Genomic DNA, 22705 nt, shown 5'->3' on the forward strand with positions numbered 1-22705 from the left:
GCTCTTTTTTATACCAATGCTTTTACACGAGTTTTCGTCTTTGAGTTTTTTTGCCAAAGAATTGTAATGAATAACGTGAACATAAGAAGTAATAGACCTAAAACAAATGGGTAAATGATCTGGACGTCATATAACAATCCACCAAGTGTTGGTCCTAATATATTTCCAATGCTCATGTATGCATTGTTCATCCCCATTGCAAATCCTTGTTCGTTACCTGCAAGCTTAGAAATCAATGTGTTTAGCACTGGACGTAGGATGGAAGTCGCAAGGAAGATGAGAAGCGAGATTCCAAAAAAGAGTTCAAAACTGTTCGCGAAAATTGAAAGAAGGAAGCCGAACGCAGCTACAGAAATAAAGATGTTTAAGATTTTTCCTTCTCCAAAGCGAGTGACCATACGATCCACCACAAATAATTGCACAATTACACTAACAAGACCAGTGGATGTGACCATTAACGCGATATCCTGTGGGGTTGCATTGTATTGGTTATCGACAAACAGACCAATAACGGATTCAAATGCCATTAAACCGAAGCTCATCACAAGAGTGATTATCAATGGAATGAAAAATGGCATACGTACTGAACGTACAAGTTTTTTGGCCATGGTTTCATCATCAACAGGCATGAAGCCTTCTACCTTTTGTTGGCTTTCCTTTAGAACCGCAAAGGAGAAAATAACCGACACAAGCGAAACTAATGCGGAGATTAAAAACGGAAATTTTATCCCATAGTCCGCTAAAAATCCACCAATTCCAGGTCCCACAACAATTCCAAGTGACATAGCAGCTGATATATAACTATTCCCTTTTGCACGCTGTTCCATTGTTGTAATATCAGCTACATAGGCGAAAATAGCTGGTATGAGAAGGGCTGCACCAATTCCACCAACAATTCGAGATGCATACAGCAGCCAAATGGAATCCACGAAATAAAAAATAAACATGGAAAGTGTCAAACCTGTTAGTCCGTAAATAATCATTTTTCTACGGCCATATTGATCCGTCCACTTTCCAGCGATTGGTGAAAAAATAAATTGTGCTCCTGCAAATATGGCAATCATGAGGCCAGCTGCTTTTCCACCCTCATTAATCGATTCAAGATAAGCAGGTAAAATGGGAATAATAATTCCAAAACTCCCGATTGCAATAAACATATTGATCATCAAAATGATCATTTTTTTTCGTTGATCCGCCGTCATCGATCCACCTCTTTTTATTTATGATAAAGTAATTAATTTTCCAATCTATTTTTCAATAACTATACTAAGTTATTACAACTTCAAGTAGAAGTCAAAGAGAATATGTACCAAAAGTTCGACAAAATTCGAATAGACAAGCATGATGAGACAAAAGGGTATAATAAAAGAAAAAAACGAGGTCGTTCTGATGAAGAGTTTTGCTAATTTTAATTTAAGTGATGAAATCGTAAAAGCACTTTCGGGTTTGCATTATAAAACACCGACTGAAATTCAAGCAAAGGTTATTCCTGTTGCTTTGCAAAAAATGGACATTGTCGGAAAGTCACAAACGGGAAGCGGTAAGACGGCAGCGTTTGCGATTCCAATTTGTGAATTAGTACATTGGGAAGAAAACAAGCCCCAAGCTTTAATCTTAACTCCGACGAGAGAGCTTGCTGCACAGGTGAAGGATGATGTTATCAACATTGGTCGGTTTAAGCGAATAAAGGCTACCGCCATATTCGGAAAACAATCCTATGAGCGACAAAAACTAGAGCTAAAGCAAAAGACACATGTTGTGGTTGGGACACCTGGTAGGGTGTTAGACCACCTTCAAAAGGGAACTCTGTTTGTGGATCAACTAAAATTTCTCGTCATTGATGAAGCGGATGAAATGCTGAATATGGGTTTTATCGAGCAGGTTGAGGCTATTATTAAAGCACTACCAGAAGATCGAGTTACGATGTTATTTTCAGCAACTTTACCGGAAGATATTGAAAAACTCTCGGTCCGGTATATGAAATCACCAACATATATCAATGTAGAAGAGTCAGCTAAAGCAACTATTAATCATTTTTTAATAAATACGGAGGAAGGAGACAAGTTTTCCTTATTAAAGGCTGTTACGATTGTTGAGAATCCGGATAGCTGTATAATCTTTTGCAGGACGCAGCAGGGTGTGGACGATTTATATCGAAAGCTGAAAAAAGCCCATTATTCCTGTGATAAACTACATGGAAGCATGGTCCAAGAAGAGCGTTTTGAAGTTATGGATGATTTTAAAAAAGGAAAATTTCGCTATTTAGTGGCCACTGATATTGCCGCTCGGGGGATAGATGTTGAGAATATTTCTTTAGTCATCAGTTTTGATGTTCCTCAAGATAAAGAACGTTATGTTCACCGAATCGGTAGGACAGGTCGCGCGGGTAAGACTGGGAAAGCAATTACTTTTGCAACGTATAGAGAAAAGAACTTAGTTAAGGAAATCGAAGAATACATTGGCGAAGAAATTAAGAGAATCGAATCTCCAAGTCATGCCGAGGTCGCTCATGCAAAATCGGCCTTTGAAGAAAGGATGAACACTAAGCCACGACTTAAGCAAGATAAAGCAGAGCAAGTCAACAAAGACATTGTTAAGCTTTACTTTAATGGTGGAAAGAAAAAGAAACTGCGAACCGTGGACTTTGTAGGAACGATTGCAAAAATCCCTGGGGTAACTGCTGAAGATATTGGGATCATTACCATTCAGGAAAACGCAACATATATAGACATCCTAAACGGGAAAGGATCCATTGTTCTAGCGGCAATGAGGGGTACAACCATAAAAGGAAAACAGCTTAAGGTACATATTGCAAGATAAGACAGGTTCTGTCACCCATTTGTTTTTTAGATGGGGCAGAACCTGTCCCTCTTTTCCATACATAGTAACGTGCAAAAAAGGAAATTTCCTGTATTTGTAGAAATAGATAGTATTTAAATTCAATAGTTTGAGAGGTTGGATGGTGTGGGGATATTATCGAAAAAGCCTGATTTTGAGATTCCTTCTAGTGGGATACAATCCGTTGAGACAATTACTCTTGGGGGCATTAAGCAATGTATTTTAATTCAAGCGGTTGATGTGTCGAAACCTGTTATATTGTTTATTCATGGCGGTCCGTCTATGCCGCTTCCAGGTGTTTCCTCCAAGGGGCGTGACTATACAATTGTGACAAATACGAAAGAACTTGTGAAAAACTTTGTTGTTGTATTTTGGGATCAGAGGGGGACGGGTAAATCTTATCAGAAGGAAATTCGACAAGATTCTATGACGATAGGACAATTTATTTCGGATGCGAATGAACTAACAGACTATTTACGGGATAGATTTAAGCAAGATAAAATTTTCCTAGCTGCACATTCCTGGGGTACAACGATTGGTTTAAATTTAGTATCTTTGTATCCTGAAAAGTTTTATTCGTATATTGGTATTTCACAGATTATTAGTTGGACGGAAAATGATCGACTCGCTTTGACATGGCTGAAGGAAGAAGCGAAAAGACGTCGAAATAAGAAAGCAATGGGTCAATTAGAAAATGTAGGTGAGCCCCCTTACATAGAAAATTTTGTCCAATGGAGTCTAATTCGAAAGTGGCAGCGTATTTTTAATACATTGGTTTATCAAACTGAAAATGCACCTGGTCTTCTAGCGCTTACAATGGATATGGTCAGATCGGATGAGTATTCGCTTAAAGATGTGTACCACACATATTATAAGGGATTTAAACTTATTTACTCACAACGTTTCATTGAGGAGCTAGCTGAGAATAATTTTATGGAATCAGTTTCCGAACTTCCTATTCCAGTTACTTTTATTCACGGAAGACATGATTTTCATGTAAATGGAAGTCTAGTAGAGGAGTTTGTAAATCGGCTTGATGCACCAAAAGGGAAACGTATAGTTTGGTTAGAAAAATCAGCCCATGCCTTTCATCCAGAAGATACAATATTAAATGAACAATATTTAATTGAAGAACTGCAACATTTGGAAATGAAGTAATTTTAAGTAATGGAGTATCCCTCGGATGCTCCATTTTTTGGAGTATCACCCCCTGGATATCACTTTCAAAGAATCACTCCCAGTAGTCTCTACATTTTGGTTTGTATGTTGAACATAGACATGCAGGCAGGAATACTCATAAAAGGAGCAAGGTATTGGTATAATGGGGAATAACTAAGATGAACGATGAAGGGGAGGACCGGGTATGACGAAGCCAAACATGGATGATTATCTTCAACAGGGCATACACGGAGCAAAGGAAATAAAGCCAGAAGAACGTAAAAAGTTTCTTGGAACCATTCGAGAACGAGTTGAATTTGCACTTACACAGCCTCAGGTCAGAGAGAATAAAGTATACAAGGAGATTGAAGAGGCTTGTAAAAAGAACAAAAAAGTACATATGTACTTGAATGGCCATGTAAGTTATCGCTTTTTGTCCAAGTATGTGAAGCTGGCGAGTGCAAATAACATTGAGTACACCATTGTCACAAACAAGGACTATAATTCAGACCTCGGACTTGTACTCGCGTTTGACCATGCGATTGACAAAGAAGACATCTATATCGGTTATAAAGTTAAACCAGATTTGACACAACCGAAAAACACCGAGAAAAAAGGACTCTTTTCACTTTTTAAAAAAAAGCTTTAAAAAATAGGTAACGGGTTCGGTACTGAAATTCACAAGCAAATGAAATGGCTAACTATCATTTAAATTGAGAGTTATTAAAGTACAAGAAAAAGCAAGGGATGAATGTGTTATTTAGTTCGGTTGTGAAGGTGAAAAATTAAATTCACACGATTAATATCAAGCTAAATCAAAACTTTTATAAATACAAGGAAAACGCAGGGGTTTTATCATCCTCTGCGTTTTTTAGGATCTAATGACCATTTTTCCAACTAACTTGTGATATGGTTCAGCGTAATGCATCAAAAAAGGTTTATTTGGGAAACTCAATTCCTTTTAAATAAGATGTCTTGTCCTTAATCTAGTAACCAGCAAAATTAAAATAAGCGGAGATTATTCGGTTAAATACAAAAAGTAGCTCGATTTGAGGTAATTAAGGGGAGATTTTCCGATTATACATAGCAAAATCCCCTATATTCGCATATTTCGAGTCAATAGACGGAAAATCTCTCCGCTTATTTAAGCTTTTTTTATTAATTGTTACGAATTAAGCGAAATGTTTCCGTCTATTTATCGGCTTGGATGATTTAACAGAATTCATGTCCTATTAGAATGGAGGAGTGACACAAATCGCGTGCATATAAACATAAAACACAGGTTAAGCTTTATTATGAGAGCAACCCCCAAGATACCGGTAAGTTCAATGGTCTGTTCCCGCCAATCAAGCCTTGCAAGAAAAAAGTAAACATAAACGAGGTTTCTTATGATGGAATTACAGAAAAACAATTCTTTTAATAATAATCTATCTTTCCTAGCGTGGAAATTATCCATAGGCTCTATAATATCTTGGGAATTAGCCGAACTTTTAGGTTCCCACCATCCTTATTTAGCTCCACTTTCCGTCATTTTAACAATTCAATCTACAATGGGTAAAACCATTGGACTTTCGATAAAACGTATGATTGGAACGATAATCGGAATTTTTGTTACGGTTTTGATAGCCAAACATTTACCTGTTGAGGGTTGGGTTTTGGGAGTGTTAATCCTTTTAGGGTGTTACATCTCGATCTATTTAAAATTGGACAAAAAGGTCCTTCATCAGGTATCACTCACAATCCTATTCGTTTTTGTTTTTGAACATCTATCAAAGAGCTACGCCACAGACAGGTTGAGAGACTCATTTGTTGGTGTATTAGTTGCTGGGATCCTTCAATTGGTTTGGTTCCGGATATTTTCACGAAAAACTTGACCGGAATAAGGTTGGAGTACCGCCACAACTTACGAAATAGTTACCCCCAAAAAAAGAGGACAATTCACTCCTCTATTTTTCTATGCGGGCGTATTTTAACGAAATTGAAAAAAAGGAAAGTTCACAAGACACTCCCATATATTATAAAGAAGATAAAATTGGGGGTGAGAAAAATGAACATTATTGGGAAGAGTGTTATTCGAAAAGAAGCCTTTGACAAGGTGACAGGAAGAGCAATGTATACAGCTGATGAACAATCCGTTCAAACACTTCATGTAAAGATGAAAACAAGTCCATATGGACATGCGAAAATCGTGTCAATAGATGACACGTTAGCCAAAAATATCCCTGGTGTAAAAGCAATTATCCTTGGGCGTAGGGACTTTCCACTAACGGGTGAAGAGATAAGGGATCGTCCCCCAATTGCGGTAGAGACAGTACGATACTATGGAGAACCTGTAGCTCTTGTAGTGGCGGACCGCCCGAAAATTGCCAAAAAAGCAGCAGAGTTGATTGATGTAAAATATGAATTACTACCTGTCATCAATCATCCATCAGAAGCCCTCAAAGAAGATTCTCCAATCATACACCCAAACTTGGCTGATTATGAAATTATCGGAACAGCTTATCCTACACCAAATTCCAATATATCCAATACGACAAAAATACGGAAAGGGAACATGAATCTTGGCTGGAACCAATCGGAAGTGATTGTCGAGGGAACGTATAAGTTTTCTCCATCTAGCCATGCAGCGATGGAAACGAGAAGTGCAACAGCAGAAATCAAACCTGATGGATATGTTTACATTACGACTTCCTCACAAGCACCATTTATGGTGAAAAAATTACTGAGTATTTATTTTAATATAGAGGTTGGAAAAATTGTTGTCGAAACCCCTTTTGTAGGAGGAGGCTATGGAGGAAAGGCCCCTGTTCAATGGGAAATTCTTGCTTATCTTGCTTCGAAAGCAGTCGGAGGAAGGCGTGTACAACTTACATATACACGAAAGGAAGATTTAACGACTGCACCATGTCATGTTGGTTTAGAAGCGAAAGTAAGGATTGGATGTACTAAGGAAGGAAGTATTAAAGCGGCTGAAATGGTTTATCTTTTCGATGGTGGGGCTTATTCCGATAAAGCGATTGATGTAAGCCGTGCTGGCGGAGTTGATTGTACAGGACCCTATCATATCGAAAATGTATGGTGCAATTCATTATGCGTATACACGAATCACCCATATGGAAGTCCATTTAGAGGGTTTGGTCATTCGGAGGTACTATTTGCGTTTGAACGAACAATGGATAAACTATCCAAAGAATTAGGGATGGATCCACTTGAGTTACGGAAGAAAAATGCAATTCTACCTGGACACACAACTCCGACCCAGGTTGTTTTAAACAGGAGTAATGTTGGAAATTTACCAGCATGTATTGATCGCTTAAAAGAACTGATTAACTGGGACCAGGGACAAATAGAAGAAGTAAATGAAAGAAAGATTCGCGTTAAGGGGATTGCATGTAGTTGGAAAACATCTACCATTGATACGGATGCAAGTTCCGGTGTTATCCTTACTTTTAATCCAGACGGAAGTATTAATTTAATGTCAGGTGTAGTTGAAATTGGAACAGGAACAAAGACCGTTCTGGCTCAAATTCTTGCAGAAAGATTGAAACTAAGCATTGATAAAATACATGTAAGAATGAAAATCGACACACAAACGACCCCTGAGCATTGGAAGACAGTAGCCAGTAGAGGCACTTTTATGGGGGGGAGAGCGGTGTTAGAAGCGGCTGAAGATGTGATTAGACAAATAAAAGACATTGCAGCTTGCGTATTAAGGACATCGACGGAAGACCTTGAAGTAGCCAATGGTAAAGTGTTTTTACGTGATGATCCAAAAGTTAGTTTGGATTTTAAAGAAGTCGTTTACGGATATAAATTTCCAAATGGAAATACAATTGGTGGTCAAATTATTGGTCGCGGGAATTATGTGATTAGAAGAATGACAAAATTAGATCCAAATACAGGCGCTGGTCAACCTGGTCCAGAATGGACTGTGGCAGCCCATGCAGTCGAAGTAGAATACGATAAAAGAGATTTTACATACCAACTCAAAAAAGCCGTAACGGTAGTGGACATTGGAACTGTCTTGAATCATAAAGCAGCAGTCGGTCAAGTTATGGGAGCGATGAGTATGGGTTTAGCGTATGCAGGGAGAGAAACCTTCATTTTTGATCATTTAGGAAGAATCACAAACCCACAGCTTCGGACCTATAGACCAATTCATTACGGAGAGAATCCGGACTATCTTGTAGATTTTGTGACTACACCACAGATAGATGCTCCTTACGGGGCGAGAGGGGTTGGGGAACACGGATTACTAGGAATGCCTGCGGCACTGGCTAATAGTCTTACTCTTGCAGCGGGTGTAGAACTAAATGAACTTCCAGTGACACCTGAATTAATTTGGAGATATAAGGGGGCGCAGATTTGATATCCTATGATTTCGAGTACCACAAACCCCAAACATATCAGGAAGCAGTAAGTTTTTTCAATGAGTCAGATAAAGAGGGAAAATCTCCTATGTATTATTCGGGTGGAACAGAAATTATTACACTAGGGAAATTAAATATAGTAAGAACTGGTTCAGTTATTGATATTAAAAATATCCTTGAATGTAATGTTCACGAGTTAAATGGGGAATTCCTTGTATTTGGTGCAGCTCTCACGTTAACCACTATTGAAGAGAAGAACCTATTTCCATTATTGAGTCAAACAGCTAGTGAGATTGCCGACCGTACAGCGAGAAATAAGATTACGGTTGGTGGAAATATATGTGGACAGATTTTTTATCGGGAGGCGGTATTGCCGTTTTTATTAACAGATAGCACCTTAATTATAGCAAGTAACCAAGGGGAAAAAAGTGTTCCTATTACAGAAATCTTTAACGAGCAGCTTCTTTTAAAACGAGGCGAGTTTCTTATGCAAATCAAAACAAATCGCAAATTTTTAGAAACTCCTTTTTTCACTATAAAAAGGAGACGCCAATGGAATACAGGTTATCCTTTATTGACTGTGGCTGCTCTTCAATTTGAACAGCGCATTCGAGTTGCGATTAGTGGTCTCTCTCCTTTTCCTTTTCGCTCCTATCAAATAGAAGATGCGTTAAACAAAAAAGAACTACCCTATGAAGAAAGAATTGAACTTGCCATTAACAGCTTAAACGTACCTATCTTAAATGATACAGAAGGCACATCCCGTTACAGAATTTTTGTATTGAAAAATATCCTATATGATGTGTTAAAAACATTAGGAGGAGAGGAATATGAAGACATCTGAATACAAACAAAGCTCTATGTTACGGATAAATGGGGAGGAAACAGAGGTAACCTTTCGAATGTCAGATATCCTTTTAGATGTTTTACGTAATCATTTAGGTTTAACAGGTTCCAAACCCGGTTGCTTAAACGGTGACTGCGGGGCGTGTACGGTTATTATTGATGGGATTGCTCAAAAGTCCTGCCTTAACTTGGCTGTAGAATCAGTTGGTAAAGAGATCGTTACAATTGAAGGTTTAAATTCGCCGATTCAAGGGGCTTTTGTTGATTACTTTGCCTTCCAATGTGGATATTGTACACCTGGTTTTATTATGAATTGCCATGCTTTACTAGAATCAAAGAAGAATCCTTCAGATGAAAAGATTACGAAGTGGCTCGAATCAAATATCTGTCGCTGTACAAGTTATTTAGAAATTGAGAAAGCGGTCAAATCAGTCATAAACTTTTCGCGTGACGATTAGTTATGCAGAAAGTTGGTGAGAAAGATGCCTGATGTTTTTCAAGTGATAGAACAGGCAATAGAGAGCACACAACCAAGTGTAATCGCAACAATTATTCATGTAGAGGGCTCTGCCTATCTAAAGGAAGGCACCTCTATGTTGTTTTTCGAGGATGGAAAAAAATGTGGTTTGATTAGCCCTGGCTGTATAGAAGAAGATTTGAGCTATAGAGTGAAAGAAGTATTCCAAGATGGGAAAAGCCAAACGATTGTTTACGATTCTACGGTAGAAGATGATGTTATATGGGGACAAGAAATTGGCTGCGGTGGAGTAATCTATATTTTACTAGAAATGGTGAATGAAAGCCTAAAAGAGAACTTAAAAAGAGTTCGTGATCAACTGAAAAGTGGAATAAGGGTACTGCATGTAATCAAATTTTCCTCAAATTTTACCGTTGAATTTTCAGGATGCCGTACAGAAAATGGAGAATTGATTGGTGATAAAAGAGTAGGAACCTTAGTAAATAGCAAATGGCCTACTAAATCAGGATTTTCAAATCTAGTATACTACCATACCTATACGCCAAGAAAACGACTGATTATATTTGGAGTAGGACCCGATGTAAAACCTCTAGTGGAATTAGCGGCACAAACAGGTTTTTCTGTAATTGTTTGTGATTGGCGTGAATCACTCTGTAACCGAGATTATTTTCTTAAAGCCGATGATTTTATAATTGGATTTCCAAATGAGATTTTTCAGAAGCTTACCTTCACTCATGAAGATTTTGTTGTCATAATGACTCACAATTTAAAAAGAGATAAAGAAATTGTATCGTTCCTATTAAAAAAGCCACTTCGCTATGTTGGTATTTTAGGATCCAAGCATAGAATTAATTTATTGTTTGGTCAATCTAGCAAACCCTCATGGGTTTCAGCACCAGTAGGCTTGTCAATTGGAGCAGAGGGAGCTACTGAAATAGCCATAAGTATACTTGCCGAAATGATTTTAGTAATGAGACGTGAAAAAGTAGGGAAAGGTGTCATACATGAAAGTGGTAGGTATTTACCTCGCAGCAGGAAAGAGTAGTCGAATGGGAGAGAATAAATTATTGCTTACGTTTAGGGGACTCCCTTTAGGATCGATTGCACTAAAAAACGCCCTAGATTCTTCATTAGATGATGTTCTTGTAATCACCAACGTCAATGATCCATTGGCATGGGTTGATTCGACTATATTTTCAAAGTCATATCAGGAAAGATGGACGACAATTCCGTCAAAAGATAGCGACAAGGGTCAGTCTTACTCCATAAAAACTGGCTTGAAGGAAGCCATAAAAATGAACGCAGATGCAGTGATTATTTTGCTCGCGGATCAACCATTCGTAACCTCCCAAATGATTGATTTTCTAATAAATGCATACGGGTATGAAAAATCGATAGAAATTCTTGGGTACAGGAATGAGCAAGTCGTGTATCCTCCCATTCTATTTTCAAAGAAAATGTTTCCGAAACTTATGGAATTGCACGGGGACATCGGTGCAAAAAAAATAATCGCCAATTTTGATAAAAAGATTTTATATGATACCGAGATTGAAAAAGTAAGAGATGTCGATACACCCGAAGATTATGAAGCCATCAAAAAATTTGAATAACTAGATTAAGGCGTTATATATATAGGTTGATGTAAGACCTATATATCATGCCTTATTTTTTGCTGCCATAAACTAATAGCTATAAGGTTCTCCAGTTTCTATCCGCAAAAAGTATGTTTGATTTTCTTGGAATTCCATAAACTAGGGAAAATGTAAAATGGAATGTTTGGAGGAGGAGAACGAAAAATGAGGACGCAAAAATTGCAGCTGCCACTTCAAACTGCAAGTTTGGTTGTTGGATTTATGGTGTGGGTGATTCTGTCATCCCTGATGTCGAGTATAAAGCAGGATATTCCATTAACAGATAACCAAACAGCAATCGTCACCGCTGTTCCGGTTATTTTAGGTTCTCTGCTCAGAATTTTATTAGGTTTTTGGACAAACCGATATGGGGCTAGATGGTTGTTTTTTATTGGTTTTATTATCCTAATCCTTCCGATTTTGTATATTAGTATTGCAGATTCTATGTTTGATTTAGTACTTGGGGGACTGATCATCGGGGTTGGGGGAGCCTTATTTTCGATTGGAGTTACCTCTTTACCGAAGTATTACCCGAAAGAACGTCACGGGTTTGTGAACGGGATATACGGTGCAGGAAATATCGGGACAGCAATTACTTCCTTTGCAGCCCCAGTGCTTGCAGTAAATATTGGGTGGCAAAGCACGGTACGGTTATTTCTCATCCCGGTTATTTTATTTGCACTCTTAAACTTTTTACTTGGTGACCGCAATGAGCCTAAAGTCAATAAACCATTGAGTGAACAGATTAAAAGCGTGTATAAAAATGAGAAGCTTTGGTTCCTCAGCCTATTTTATTTTGTCACATTTGGTGCGTTTGTTGCGTTTACTGTATATTTACCGAATTTTTTAGTCACTTATTTTGGGTTAACAACAGTTGACGCTGGCTTGCGGACGGCTGGATTTATTACACTGGCAACGCTTATGCGACCTGTCGGGGGATGGCTCGGTGATAAATTCAATCCCTATTTAATTTTGTTCATTGTTTTTAATGTCATCACTTTTGCAGGAGTACTTCTGGCTTTCACACCAGATATTGTTTTATACACAATCGGTTGCTTGCTCGTCTCCCTTTTTGCAGGAGTCGGAAATGGAACGATTTTCAAACTAGTACCGTATTATTTTTCAAAGCAAGCTGGGATTGTCAACGGAATTGTCTCGGCCATGGGTGGTTTAGGTGGATTTTTCCCACCCATCGTGCTTTCGATTGTGTTTGGTATGACGGGTCACTATGCAATAGGATTTATGTCGCTTGCTATTTTTGCGCTATTAAGCTCTGTATTCGTTGTGTGGATGTTCTACACTGAAAAAATTCAGCTTGAAGCAAAGCTTATTGAGAATGTGGCTCAAGGGATGATGGTCACCAATCCAAAGGGAGTCATTCAAAAGGTCAATCAAGCTTTTACAACTGTTACGGGATTTGAGCCAGAAGAGGCAATCGGAAAAACTCCAAGCATTCTTCGTTCTGGAAAGCATGGTTCAGAGTTTTACGATCAGATGTGGAATTCAATCCGCAATCAAGGGTACTGGCAGGGTGAAATTTGGAATCGACGAAAAAACAAAGAGCTCTATCGGGAATGGCTGACCATAAGTGAAGTGAAAAATGAAGCGGGTGAGGTCAAATACTACGTCGGCCTCTTCAACGACTTAACTGAAAATGAGACATGAACATGAGCTGGGGGCAACCTCAGCTCTTATTTGTGCTTTGGAAAATGTGAAAATGGTGTTATAGCGCAATTATCGAAAATTAACACGCAAATCCGCCGAGTTAAAGCGCAAATATGAAAAATAACGCGCATATCTCTGGCCGCCGACGCAAAAATCGTGGAAAAGACGCATATCTCTGGCCGCCGACGCAAAAATCGTGGAAAAGACGCAAATCCCGGATCGCCGACGCAAAAATGCCAGAAAACACGCAAATCCCCAAACCAACTAACCTCGTTCTCCCTTATTTATGACAATCTTCCACCAAATGTAAGCATAGAAGTTTAATCAGACCCAAGATGGAAAGGATTAAGAAGAAAGTTCAAATTAGAAAGGATGAACATAATGGCAACAGGACCAAGTTTACGAAAAACAGATGCTCATTCAGCCATTCATGAGGCTGCTTTACATGAAGCGAAGGAGCTTCGAAATCTATTTCGGAAGTGTATTGAAGAAGGAGATAAACAAAAAGCCCTTCAGGTTGCAGAGGTGGCAATCGACCACTGGGAATCTAGAACACTGAAACATGCCGATTCAGAAGAAGAGGGCTTATATAAAGAAATGATCGAGAGTAATCCCAATCTAGAAAAAATCGTGAATCAATTAACACGAGATCACGATTTAATGCGTCGCATTGTTGCAACAATGAAGAAAAGCTTAGAGACAGAAGAGGCCGATCATCGCATGATTCCACTCCTGGACAGCTTAATTATTATCGATGAGATCCATAACGATGATGAGATGAATAAATTGCTAGCCAACAACGAATAATATGAAAAATTAGGAAACAGAGGAAAGGGGATGAAAATGGGTAAAAAAGATGTAATTGAGGAAAAACTGCTAAGGTTTGCAGCACCAAACTTATACCAAAAGATGGTTGATGTCTTTTCTTCATATAACATTCATTCCTACGATATTTATGCAACTGTTGTAAAGCAAGAAAAGGGCTACGATCTGACATTAAGATTCTCACAATCCTTTTCGCAATCTGTCACAGCCTTTGTAAGCTTTGAGCAGGCAAAGAATCCTGATGAAGAGGTTACTTCCTTTCTCAAAGAAACTGCTGAAAAATGTAAGAATCAATTGATTTCAGATTATTACAAGATGATTAAACTATAGACTTTTACTAGTTTGAAAGTTGAGGCTGGTAACTTTTCTAAAAAGGAGTTGGTTTGTTGTTTTCAATGGAGAATGACGCAATGTTAATTGATGATCGGGAAGACTTGATTGCAGTAATCCGGATGAGATTTGGTGATATTCCAGGAAAAATGGTCGAAGAAATCTATGAAATTCAGGATATGAGTACACTTCAGCGCCTCATCTTAGCGGCAGCAAATGCATCGAGCTGGGAGGTATTTTTTGAAGAATTTCAAGCAGGTACACAAAGCTTCAAGTTAGTAGGAGAAGACTTTAACCCATTGGCAAAAATCATAAAGGGAAAGGATGGAGACATTGGCAAAGCAGAATAGTCTCTTCCGCTCGCTGAAGCATTTAGTGCGTGGAGAGCGTATAAACGATGGTTGGACGGAAGAAAACCCACGGCCGCGTGACTGGGAATCAATCTATCGCCAGCGTTGGGCTCATGACAAGATTGTCCGTTCCACACATGGTGTGAACTGTACAGGCTCATGTAGCTGGAGAATCCATGTAAAAGACGGAATCATCGCCTATGAAACTCAGCAAACAGATTATCCGTCAACCGGGGATGATTTCCCAGACTACGAGCCTCGCGGATGTCCACGTGGTGCAAGCTTCTCGTGGTATACATACAGCCCAACACGGGTGAAATATCCATATGTACGAGGTGATCTTCTCGCACTTTGGAAGGATGAAGTCGCGAAGGCTGGTAATCCTGTACAAGCATGGGAAAATATCGTTTCTAATCCGGAAAAGCGGAAGGCTTATGTTTCTGCCCGTGGTAAAGGTGGATTTGTGAGAGGCAACTGGAAGGACGTCTGCCAAATCATTGCAGCATCTACCATTTACACCATTAAAAAATATGGCCCAGATCGGGTCGTAGGATTTAGCCCGATTCCGGCTATGTCTATGGTGAGCTATGCAGGTGGTGCTAGATTCCTATCTCTAATCGGTGGAACTATTCTTAGCTTTTATGATTGGTATGCAGATTTACCGCCAGCATCACCACAGGTGTGGGGTGACCAGACCGACGTGCCGGAAAGCGGTGATTGGTACAACACGAAATACTTCATTATATGGGGGACTAACATTCCACAAACGAGAACACCTGATGCACATTTTATGGTGGAAGCACGTTATAACGGTACAAAGGTAGTCGGAGTTAGCCCAGACTACGCGGAATATGACAAGTTTGCCGACATTTGGCTTCCTGCAAAAGCGGGAACAGACGGTGCGCTTGCAATGGCCATGACCCATGTTATTTTAAAAGAATTTTATGTCGATAAAGAAACGCCTTACTTTAGGGATTATGCGAAACAATACACAGATTTACCGTTCCTCATAACACTAAATAAAAAAGGAGAAAACTATCGATCTGACCGGTTCCTGCGTGCGTCTGACTTTTCCGATCAACAAGAGCTTGGTGAATGGAAGACTGTGGTTTGGGATGACAATTCAAATCAAATCGCGATTCCAAATGGAAGCCAAGGCTTCAGATGGGATAGCAGCACAAAATGGAATCTCGATATGACAACGGAGGATGGTACGAGTATCAATCCAAAGTTAAGTTTTATTAAAGATTCAGATGAAGTCGTGATGGTAGAATTCCCTTATTTCGCAGAAAAAGAGGGCGGAAAAGTGGTGCGCGGTGTCCCAATTAAACGAATGAAGGATCAATCTGGTAATGAATTGATTGTTACGACCGTTTATGACCTAATGCTTGCTCACACTGGTATTAACCGAGGACTTCAAGGTGACTATCCGACTGACTATAATGATGCAACTCGACCATACACTCCTGCGTGGCAGGAAAGCATTACGGGTGTGAAAAAGGAACACGTGATCCAGGTAGCGCGTGAATTTGCAGAAAATGCAGCTCTAACCCAAGGTAAATCGATGATTGCAATGGGTGGAGGAACAAACCACTGGTTCCATAGTGACCAAATCTATCGTGCTATTTTGAATCTTGTACTGTTAACAGGGTCACAAGGTGTCAATGGTGGTGGTTGGGCTCACTATGTGGGTCAGGAAAAGGTTCGTCCATTAGAGGGCTTTTCCCAAATTGCTTTTGCTAATGACTGGGTGAAAGCACCGCGTTTAATGAATGGTACATCGTTTTTCTACTTTGCAACCGAACAGTTCCGTTATGAATATGATTTTGATGATAGGGAGACAGACTGGGGCAGCAAATATTCCAACATGCATCCGGCTGATTTTAATGCGATGTCGGCACGTCTAGGGTGGTTACCAAGCTTCCCAACACTATCGCAAAATTCATTGGATGTCATGAAGGAAGCACGTTCGAAAAACAGTGATGACCAGGCTGTGATTGATGACATTGCAAAGCAACTTGTCGATGGAAAACTGGATTTTGCGATTGAAAATCCAAATGACCCACGGAACTTTCCGAGAGTCTTCTTTAATTGGCGCTCCAATTTATTAGGAGATAGTGGGAAAGGCCATGAGTATTTCGTTAAGCATTTAATTGGCTCAAAGGATACGGTTTTATCAGACCCAGAACAATCTTGGCAGCCAAAGGATGTCAAGATTTCAGAAAAAATACCTGAGGGAAAAACTGATTTATTCGTAAGTATGGATTTTAGGATGACCAGCTCTGGGCTGTTCTCTGACATCATCCTTCCTGCTGCAACCTGGTACGAAAAACAGGACATTAGTACAACAGATTTACATCCATTCGTTCACCCATTTAATGCGGCAATTAGCCCACCATGGGAAACAAGAAGTGACTGGGATGCATTTAGGGAAATTGCAAAAGTCTTTTCAGAACTTGCCAAAGATCATTTGCCGGCACAAGAAGATCTCGTCATCTCACCACTTGCCCATGACACGATCAATGAAATCGCCCAACCTTTTGGAAAAGTAAAGGATTGGCGTAAAGGTGAAGTGGAAGGAATTCCGGGAAAAACGATGCCCAACCTCAATTTCGTGAAACGTGATTATCCAAATGTGTATGACATGTGGATAACTGTCGGACCGAATATTAAAAATGGCTACGGAACGAAAGGGGTTAAAATCCCTGGAGATAAGGTATTCCAATCTTTATTGGACCGACTGGGACCTTCAAAATCGCAAGGGGTCGGAAAAGGTCTTCCTTCCTTATATTCCGATGTGAAAGCCATAAATGCGATTCTTCTTATGTCAGGAGCAACAAATGGTAAGCGTGCGGTTGAAGGCTGGAAATCGATGGAGCAAAAGACTGGGAAAAAGTTGGGGCATATTTCAGAAGCGCGTGAGGAAGAGGACTTTACTTTAGATGCCTTGACCATTCAACCAAGACAAACCCTTTCAACACCGGTTTGGAGTGGGTTGGAAAGTGATGGTCGTCGTTATTCACCTTTTACCGTCAACAAAGAGTACCACATTCCGTGGCACACTCTTACGGGTCGACAAAGCTTCTATTTAGATCATGAAGTCATGCTCGATTATGGTGAAGGTTTGCCGCTCTATCTTCCTCCAATTAACAAAGGTCCTTTTATTAAGGGTGAAAAAGAGGTTGAGAATCGTGGGAAGTCCATTACACTTCGATACATGACACCTCACCAAAAATGGGGGATCCACACGATGTTCACAGATACCCGCAACATGGTTCAGCTTTTTAGAGGCTGGCAGGTTGTCTGGATGAATGAAGAGGATGCTGCTGAAATTGGCATTAAAGATAACGATTGGATTGAATTATATAATCGGAACGGTGCCGTTGTCGCAAGGGCTGTATTAACGTACAGAATGCCGCGAGGAGCGGTTTATATGCACCATGCCCAAGATCGCACAATGGGAGTGCCTGGAAATACAATTAATAAAAATCGTGGTGGAACACATAACAGCGTGACCAGAATTTATCCAAAGGCAACACATATGATTGGTGGTTATTCACAGCTAAGCTATGGTTTCAATTATTATGGACCAACAGGTAGCCAGAGAGATACGTTGACAATTGTTCGCCCATTAAAGGAGGTCGACTGGCTTGAGGATTAAGGCACAAGTGGCGATGGTGATGCACCTAGATAAGTGTATAGGCTGTCATACTTGTTCTGTCACATGTAAAAATGTATGGACCAATCGACCTGGCATGGAGTACGTTTGGTTCAATAACGTCGAAACTCGTCCAGGACCAGGGTACCCGAAAGAATGGGAAAATACGGATCGCTATAAAGGTGGCTGGACATTAAGAAACGGCAAGCTACACCTTCGAGCTGGTGGCCCAATTTCCAAACTGGCAAACATTTTTTACAACCCAAATATGGCAGAGCTTGATGATTTTTATGAGCCATGGACATATGATTTTGAGCATCTTCATTGGGCCAAAAAAGGGGAAAACATCCCTGTGGCACGCCCAAAATCAATGATTACAGGTAAGTACATGGATAAGCCGGAATGGGGACCAAACTGGGACGATGACCTTGCAGGTGGTAGTGAAGTTGTCCCAATGGATCCTAATGTGCAGAAGCTTCAAGAACATATTGCGATGGAATATGAAAAAACATTCATGATGTATTTACCACGAATTTGTGAGCATTGTTTAAATCCATCCTGTGTTGCATCCTGTCCATCAGGTGCGCTTTACAAAAGGGACGAAGATGGAATTGTTCTGGTTGATCAAGATGCTTGTCGTGGTTGGCGTTTTTGCATGAATGGTTGCCCATACCACAAGGTGTACTATAACTGGAACACACATAAAGCGGAAAAGTGTAATTTCTGTTATCCACGTACAGAAGCGGGTCTACCAACCATTTGTTCCGAAACATGTGTAGGCCGAATCCGCTATATCGGGGTTGTTTTATATGATGCGGATCGCGTGAAGGAAGCAGCATCTGTTGAAGATCCGAAAGACTTATATGAATCACAGCTTTCTGTCTTTTTAGATCCATTTGACCCAGAAGTGATTCAAAAAGCAGAAGAGCAAGGAATAAATCAAAGTTGGATTAAAAGTGCACAGGAGTCACCCGTGTATAAAATGGCGATGAAGTGGAAGATTGCATTGCCTCTGCATCCTGAATATCGCACGATGCCGATGGTTTGGTATGTGCCGCCACTTAGTCCGATCATGAACCATATTACGAATGAGCAGTCCTTAAGCGCGGATGGTTATATTCCGGCTGTTGATGATATGAGAATTCCAATGGAGTACTTGGCATCGATTTTATCAGCAGATGATACGAGCGTCATTCGCCGTGTCCTACTTAAGATGGCTGCCATGCGTGTCCACATGCGGGCTAAGACGGTCGGAGGAATTGATGGTGAGTCAATGAACAAACTGTTAAAGGAAGCAAGAACAACACCAGAAGAGCTAGAAGAAATGCATCGTTTATTAGGTGTTGCCAAATACAATGAACGTTTTGTGATTCCAACTGGTCGCCGTGAAATGGACGAAGACCTTCATTATAAACAAGGTGCATGTAGCATTGAGGATTTAGCCCCTCCAGAAGGAATGGTGACATATCCATCTGAAAGAAGTGGAAATCAATGACCAATGAAGCAAAAGCAATATTAATGATCATGTCCCGCATCCTTGAATACCCGGATCGAACCCTTCTTGAAGGGTATCCGGATATCGAAGAATATGTGGATGAGGAAGTGGGTTCTGTAAAAATGAGAAATGAAATCTTAGAAAGAATTTCACCTCTTTTTCAGATGCCATTGCTTGAATTACAGGAGCTTTACGTAGAAACGTTCGATTATAAGGATAAAACAGGACTATATTTAACAGCACATGAATTAGGGGATAGCCGAAAACGAGGAGCAGCATTAATTAAGCTTCAAAAGTTAATCGTCGAAGGTGGATTTGAATATCACGGTAAGGAAATTGTGGATTATATCCCCATGCTGTTTGAGCTATTGGCACATGCACCAGAAGGCGAAAACTTTGAACGGTTATACCGCCGTTTGGCCTTTGCGGTTGACCGAATTCATAAGAACCTTTTTGATTCCAATCCATACCACCGGATTATGGACCTATTAATGATGTTTGTCTTTGAAGCACCAGAAGCAGAAGAAATTACATTGTTAGAAAATCAGCGTGAAAAAGCCGATTTAGAGGACCTCCCATATCCGATGTTTTATCAATAAAGTGAAATTTCATTCAGTGGGGGTTCACCCACTTACACTTCTTACATTTCTACGAGGTCTTAAAGTAGGAGTTTTACTGCCAGTTAAAGCGGAGAAATGTTCATAACTCTGTGGATAATGTGGACAATGTGGATAAAAAGCATGCTTTTATGTGGATAACGTGGATATTGTGGAAAAAGAAAATGAGTGATCTTTCAACACTATCCACAAAAGGATCCACAGGTTGTGGAAAACAAATGTTCTTATGTGGATAAGTTTACTCTATGCTTCATGAATTTGAAAGGAGGTCATTGAATGGAATTACATTTCTGGTGGACAGCATATCCTTATATATGCGCTGCAATCCTTGTCGTAGGGTCATTTTATCGGTTTGTGTTCCGAGGCAAAAGCTGGACTGCACCATCTACGGAAATCTTTGAGAAAAAGTGGCTGCGCTATGCTTCTGTGATCTTTCACTATGGGATTATTTTCGCCTTTATTGGTCATGTAATGGGGATGCTAATTCCTCTTGAGTTTTACAATGCGATCGGAATCGACGACCATACATATCACCTTTTTGCCATAGCCGGAGGCGGTGTTGCCGGGCTTATGGTGGTGCTTGGATTGATTCTATTTTTAATTCGGAAATTTGCTATTGAGCGCGTACATGTCCATACCTCAGCAGGCAGTTATTTTACAATCATTCTACTGCTTATTATTGCTGGTTTAGGGACGTATATGACATTGGTGTATAACACAACAGTAGCAGCATATGAGTATCGAGTTTCGATAGGGCCATGGTTCCGTAGCTTATTCACATTAAATCCACAGCCTGAATTAATGCTTAATGTCCCCACTCTGTTTAAAATTCACGTCATCCTGTCGTTCCTATTATTTGCTTCGATTCCCTTTACAAAGCTGGTCCATATGTTCAGTTTTCCACTGCGCTACCCGGCAAGAGCACCACAGCAATACCGTTCGCGCGATGGCTATTCGAAAAATACTCGTCAAAACTAGGGGGAGGGCTAACCTCCTCTTCTTTATTTTCCTCAAAATTTTAAAATCATCCCCAATTTTGACCGACGTCAAAGTTTCTCTTTCCATCTACACTTACAATAAAGATGAAAACAAATTGGAGGAAACCGCTCGATGTTGGAATTGTGAAAACTTTGGTAATCATAGGTGTTTTACAAGGTAGTTTCTCCTAGTATCTGGTATGTTTAAAGAAGTACTTCCATCCAACAGTGGGTGTTAATTGATCGATTAATAAAGGAGAGAAGATGAATGTCCTGTCATTCTTGTAATCACGATGATCTCATGAAAAATTCATGTATTTCAAGGGTACCGATTTTCAACCATTTGACTGAAAACGAGATGGCTGAAATCTCACAAGTCGCAATAAGCAAACGTCTCAAAAAAGGTGAGCTTTTATTCCATTCAGATGAACTCTCTGAGCAACTTTTTATTGTTCATAAAGGCTTGATAAAAATGTACCGAATAACGGAAAACGGGAAAGAACAAATTATCCGTTTTGTTGAAGAAGGTGACTTCATTGGCGAGCTATCTCTTTTTTCAAAAACAATGACGACAAGCTTTGCAGAGGCAATGGAGGATACGGAGGTTTGCACCATCCAGCAACAGGACATTCATCAATTACTCCTACGCTATCCAACCATTTCATTGAAAATCTTAAAGGAATTTACGAGTCGACTCCATGAAACGGAATCACTCATTGAAAAATTAAACTCGCAGGATGTGGAAAAGCGTGTAGCAAGCTATTTAGTCGAGCTTATTGAAGGGCAGGAAGATGACTCCATGACCATTCACCTGCCCATTCGCAAAGGAGATCTCGCATCCTATCTTGGTACCTCACAGGAAACACTCAGTCGGAGACTTTCAGCATTTCAAAACCAAGGCTTAATTCAGCTAAAAGGACAAAGAAAAATCATCATCAAACAACTAGAAGAGCTAAGGAAAAAAGCGAACAACTGAAGAAAGGTGAGAACGTTGAACAATGCCATTCTCGTATATGCAAGCATGTCGGGTAATACAGAATTAATGGCAACCTATATTGCAGAAGGTGTGAGGGAAAAAGAAATCCAACTGGACGTTAAAGAATGCTTTGAAATAGACCCCGAAGAACTAGTTAACTACGATGGGATTATCATTGGAAGCTATACTTGGGGAGAAGGTGAGCTCCCTGATGAATTACTAGATTTTTACGACGAAATGGATCATCTTGACTTTCATTTGAAAAAGAGTGCGGTGTTCGGATCAGGTAGCACTTTATACTCGAATTACGGGGGTGCTGTCGACCTATTAGTGGAAAAACTAAAACAAATTGGAGCTGACATCATTGCAGATCCATTGAAAATCGAACTGACTCCAACCGAAAAAGATGAAATAGTATGTAAAGAATTTGGCAGACAATTTGCTGAAAAATTAATCGCTTCATGAAACAAATAGTAAATACGGGCCTTCCG

20 protein-coding genes are annotated in these 22705 nt (G+C 39.8%); 19 read left to right on the plus strand and 1 reads right to left on the minus strand.

Annotation, left to right across the window (positions count from 1 at the left end):
* Positions 1–8 precede the first annotated feature (8 nt).
* Positions 9–1202: an MFS transporter gene (locus DZB84_RS17245; RefSeq protein WP_116353524.1), complete on the minus strand. Its 1194-nt coding sequence runs from the start codon at positions 1200–1202 to the stop codon at positions 9–11.
* 187 nt (positions 1203–1389) lie between these two features.
* Between DZB84_RS17245 and DZB84_RS17250 the strand changes: the two genes are divergently transcribed.
* From DZB84_RS17250 to DZB84_RS17340, 19 genes are all read left to right on the plus strand, one after another.
* Positions 1390–2820, plus strand: a complete 1431-nt coding sequence (locus DZB84_RS17250; protein WP_142759847.1) for a DEAD/DEAH box helicase — start codon at positions 1390–1392, stop codon at positions 2818–2820.
* 144 nt (positions 2821–2964) lie between these two features.
* Positions 2965–3996: an alpha/beta fold hydrolase gene (locus tag DZB84_RS17255; RefSeq protein WP_116353525.1), complete on the plus strand. Its 1032-nt coding sequence runs from the start codon at positions 2965–2967 to the stop codon at positions 3994–3996.
* Positions 3997–4201: 205 nt separating this feature from the next.
* Complete coding sequence (locus DZB84_RS17260) at positions 4202–4645, plus strand: YueI family protein (RefSeq protein WP_116353526.1); 444 nt, start codon at positions 4202–4204, stop codon at positions 4643–4645.
* 739 nt (positions 4646–5384) lie between these two features.
* Complete coding sequence (locus DZB84_RS17265) at positions 5385–5870, plus strand: FUSC family protein (protein ID WP_116353527.1); 486 nt, start codon at positions 5385–5387, stop codon at positions 5868–5870.
* Positions 5871–6043: 173 nt separating this feature from the next.
* Positions 6044–8365: a xanthine dehydrogenase family protein molybdopterin-binding subunit gene (locus tag DZB84_RS17270; protein ID WP_116353528.1), complete on the plus strand. Its 2322-nt coding sequence runs from the start codon at positions 6044–6046 to the stop codon at positions 8363–8365.
* The gene (locus DZB84_RS17275) at positions 8362–9210 is read left to right on the plus strand and encodes an FAD binding domain-containing protein (protein ID WP_116353529.1); all 849 of its coding nucleotides are present in this window, start codon (positions 8362–8364) and stop codon (positions 9208–9210) included. Before DZB84_RS17270 ends, DZB84_RS17275 begins: the two co-directional genes overlap by 4 nt.
* Positions 9197–9670 (plus strand): (2Fe-2S)-binding protein, encoded by a 474-nt coding sequence (locus DZB84_RS17280; RefSeq protein ID WP_223254491.1) that lies wholly within the window; start codon positions 9197–9199, stop codon positions 9668–9670. Before DZB84_RS17275 ends, DZB84_RS17280 begins: the two co-directional genes overlap by 14 nt.
* 24 nt (positions 9671–9694) lie before the next feature.
* Positions 9695–10735, plus strand: a complete 1041-nt coding sequence (locus DZB84_RS17285) for an XdhC family protein (protein ID WP_116353530.1) — start codon at positions 9695–9697, stop codon at positions 10733–10735.
* Positions 10695–11300 carry a nucleotidyltransferase family protein gene (locus tag DZB84_RS17290; protein WP_116353531.1) on the plus strand — a complete coding sequence of 202 codons (606 nt, stop codon included), beginning with the start codon at positions 10695–10697 and terminating at the stop codon, positions 11298–11300. The genes DZB84_RS17285 and DZB84_RS17290 overlap by 41 nt, the downstream gene beginning before the upstream one ends.
* A gap of 186 nt (positions 11301–11486) precedes the next feature.
* Complete coding sequence (locus DZB84_RS17295) at positions 11487–12986, plus strand: nitrate/nitrite transporter (RefSeq protein WP_116353532.1); 1500 nt, start codon at positions 11487–11489, stop codon at positions 12984–12986.
* A gap of 381 nt (positions 12987–13367) precedes the next feature.
* Positions 13368–13793 carry a hemerythrin domain-containing protein gene (locus DZB84_RS17300; RefSeq protein ID WP_116353533.1) on the plus strand — a complete coding sequence of 142 codons (426 nt, stop codon included), beginning with the start codon at positions 13368–13370 and terminating at the stop codon, positions 13791–13793.
* Between the two features lie 36 nt (positions 13794–13829).
* Positions 13830–14141, plus strand: coding sequence for a hypothetical protein (locus DZB84_RS17305; RefSeq protein ID WP_223254492.1), 312 nt, complete (start codon positions 13830–13832; stop codon positions 14139–14141).
* A 65-nt stretch (positions 14142–14206) separates the two neighbouring features.
* Positions 14207–14491, plus strand: coding sequence for a hypothetical protein (locus DZB84_RS17310; RefSeq protein WP_411266276.1), 285 nt, complete (start codon positions 14207–14209; stop codon positions 14489–14491).
* Positions 14475–18152, plus strand: coding sequence for a nitrate reductase subunit alpha (locus DZB84_RS17315; RefSeq protein WP_116353536.1), 3678 nt, complete (start codon positions 14475–14477; stop codon positions 18150–18152). The genes DZB84_RS17310 and DZB84_RS17315 overlap by 17 nt, the downstream gene beginning before the upstream one ends.
* On the plus strand, positions 18142–19644 hold the full coding sequence (narH, locus tag DZB84_RS17320; protein WP_116353537.1) for a nitrate reductase subunit beta: 1503 nt from the start codon (positions 18142–18144) through the stop codon (positions 19642–19644). Before DZB84_RS17315 ends, narH begins: the two co-directional genes overlap by 11 nt.
* Positions 19641–20243, plus strand: a complete 603-nt coding sequence (gene narJ / locus DZB84_RS17325; protein WP_116353538.1) for a nitrate reductase molybdenum cofactor assembly chaperone — start codon at positions 19641–19643, stop codon at positions 20241–20243. The genes narH and narJ overlap by 4 nt, the downstream gene beginning before the upstream one ends.
* 294 nt (positions 20244–20537) lie before the next feature.
* Positions 20538–21239, plus strand: coding sequence for a respiratory nitrate reductase subunit gamma (gene narI, locus DZB84_RS17330; protein ID WP_116353539.1), 702 nt, complete (start codon positions 20538–20540; stop codon positions 21237–21239).
* Positions 21240–21506: 267 nt separating this feature from the next.
* Positions 21507–22214, plus strand: a complete 708-nt coding sequence (locus tag DZB84_RS17335; RefSeq protein ID WP_116353540.1) for a Crp/Fnr family transcriptional regulator — start codon at positions 21507–21509, stop codon at positions 22212–22214.
* 15 nt (positions 22215–22229) lie between these two features.
* Positions 22230–22679: a flavodoxin gene (locus DZB84_RS17340; protein WP_116353541.1), complete on the plus strand. Its 450-nt coding sequence runs from the start codon at positions 22230–22232 to the stop codon at positions 22677–22679.
* The last annotated feature ends 26 nt before the right edge of the window (positions 22680–22705 follow it).

This window comes from Bacillus sp. HNG (genome assembly GCF_003400205.1).
Classification (GTDB): Bacteria; Bacillota; Bacilli; order Bacillales; family Bacillaceae_L; genus Ferdinandcohnia.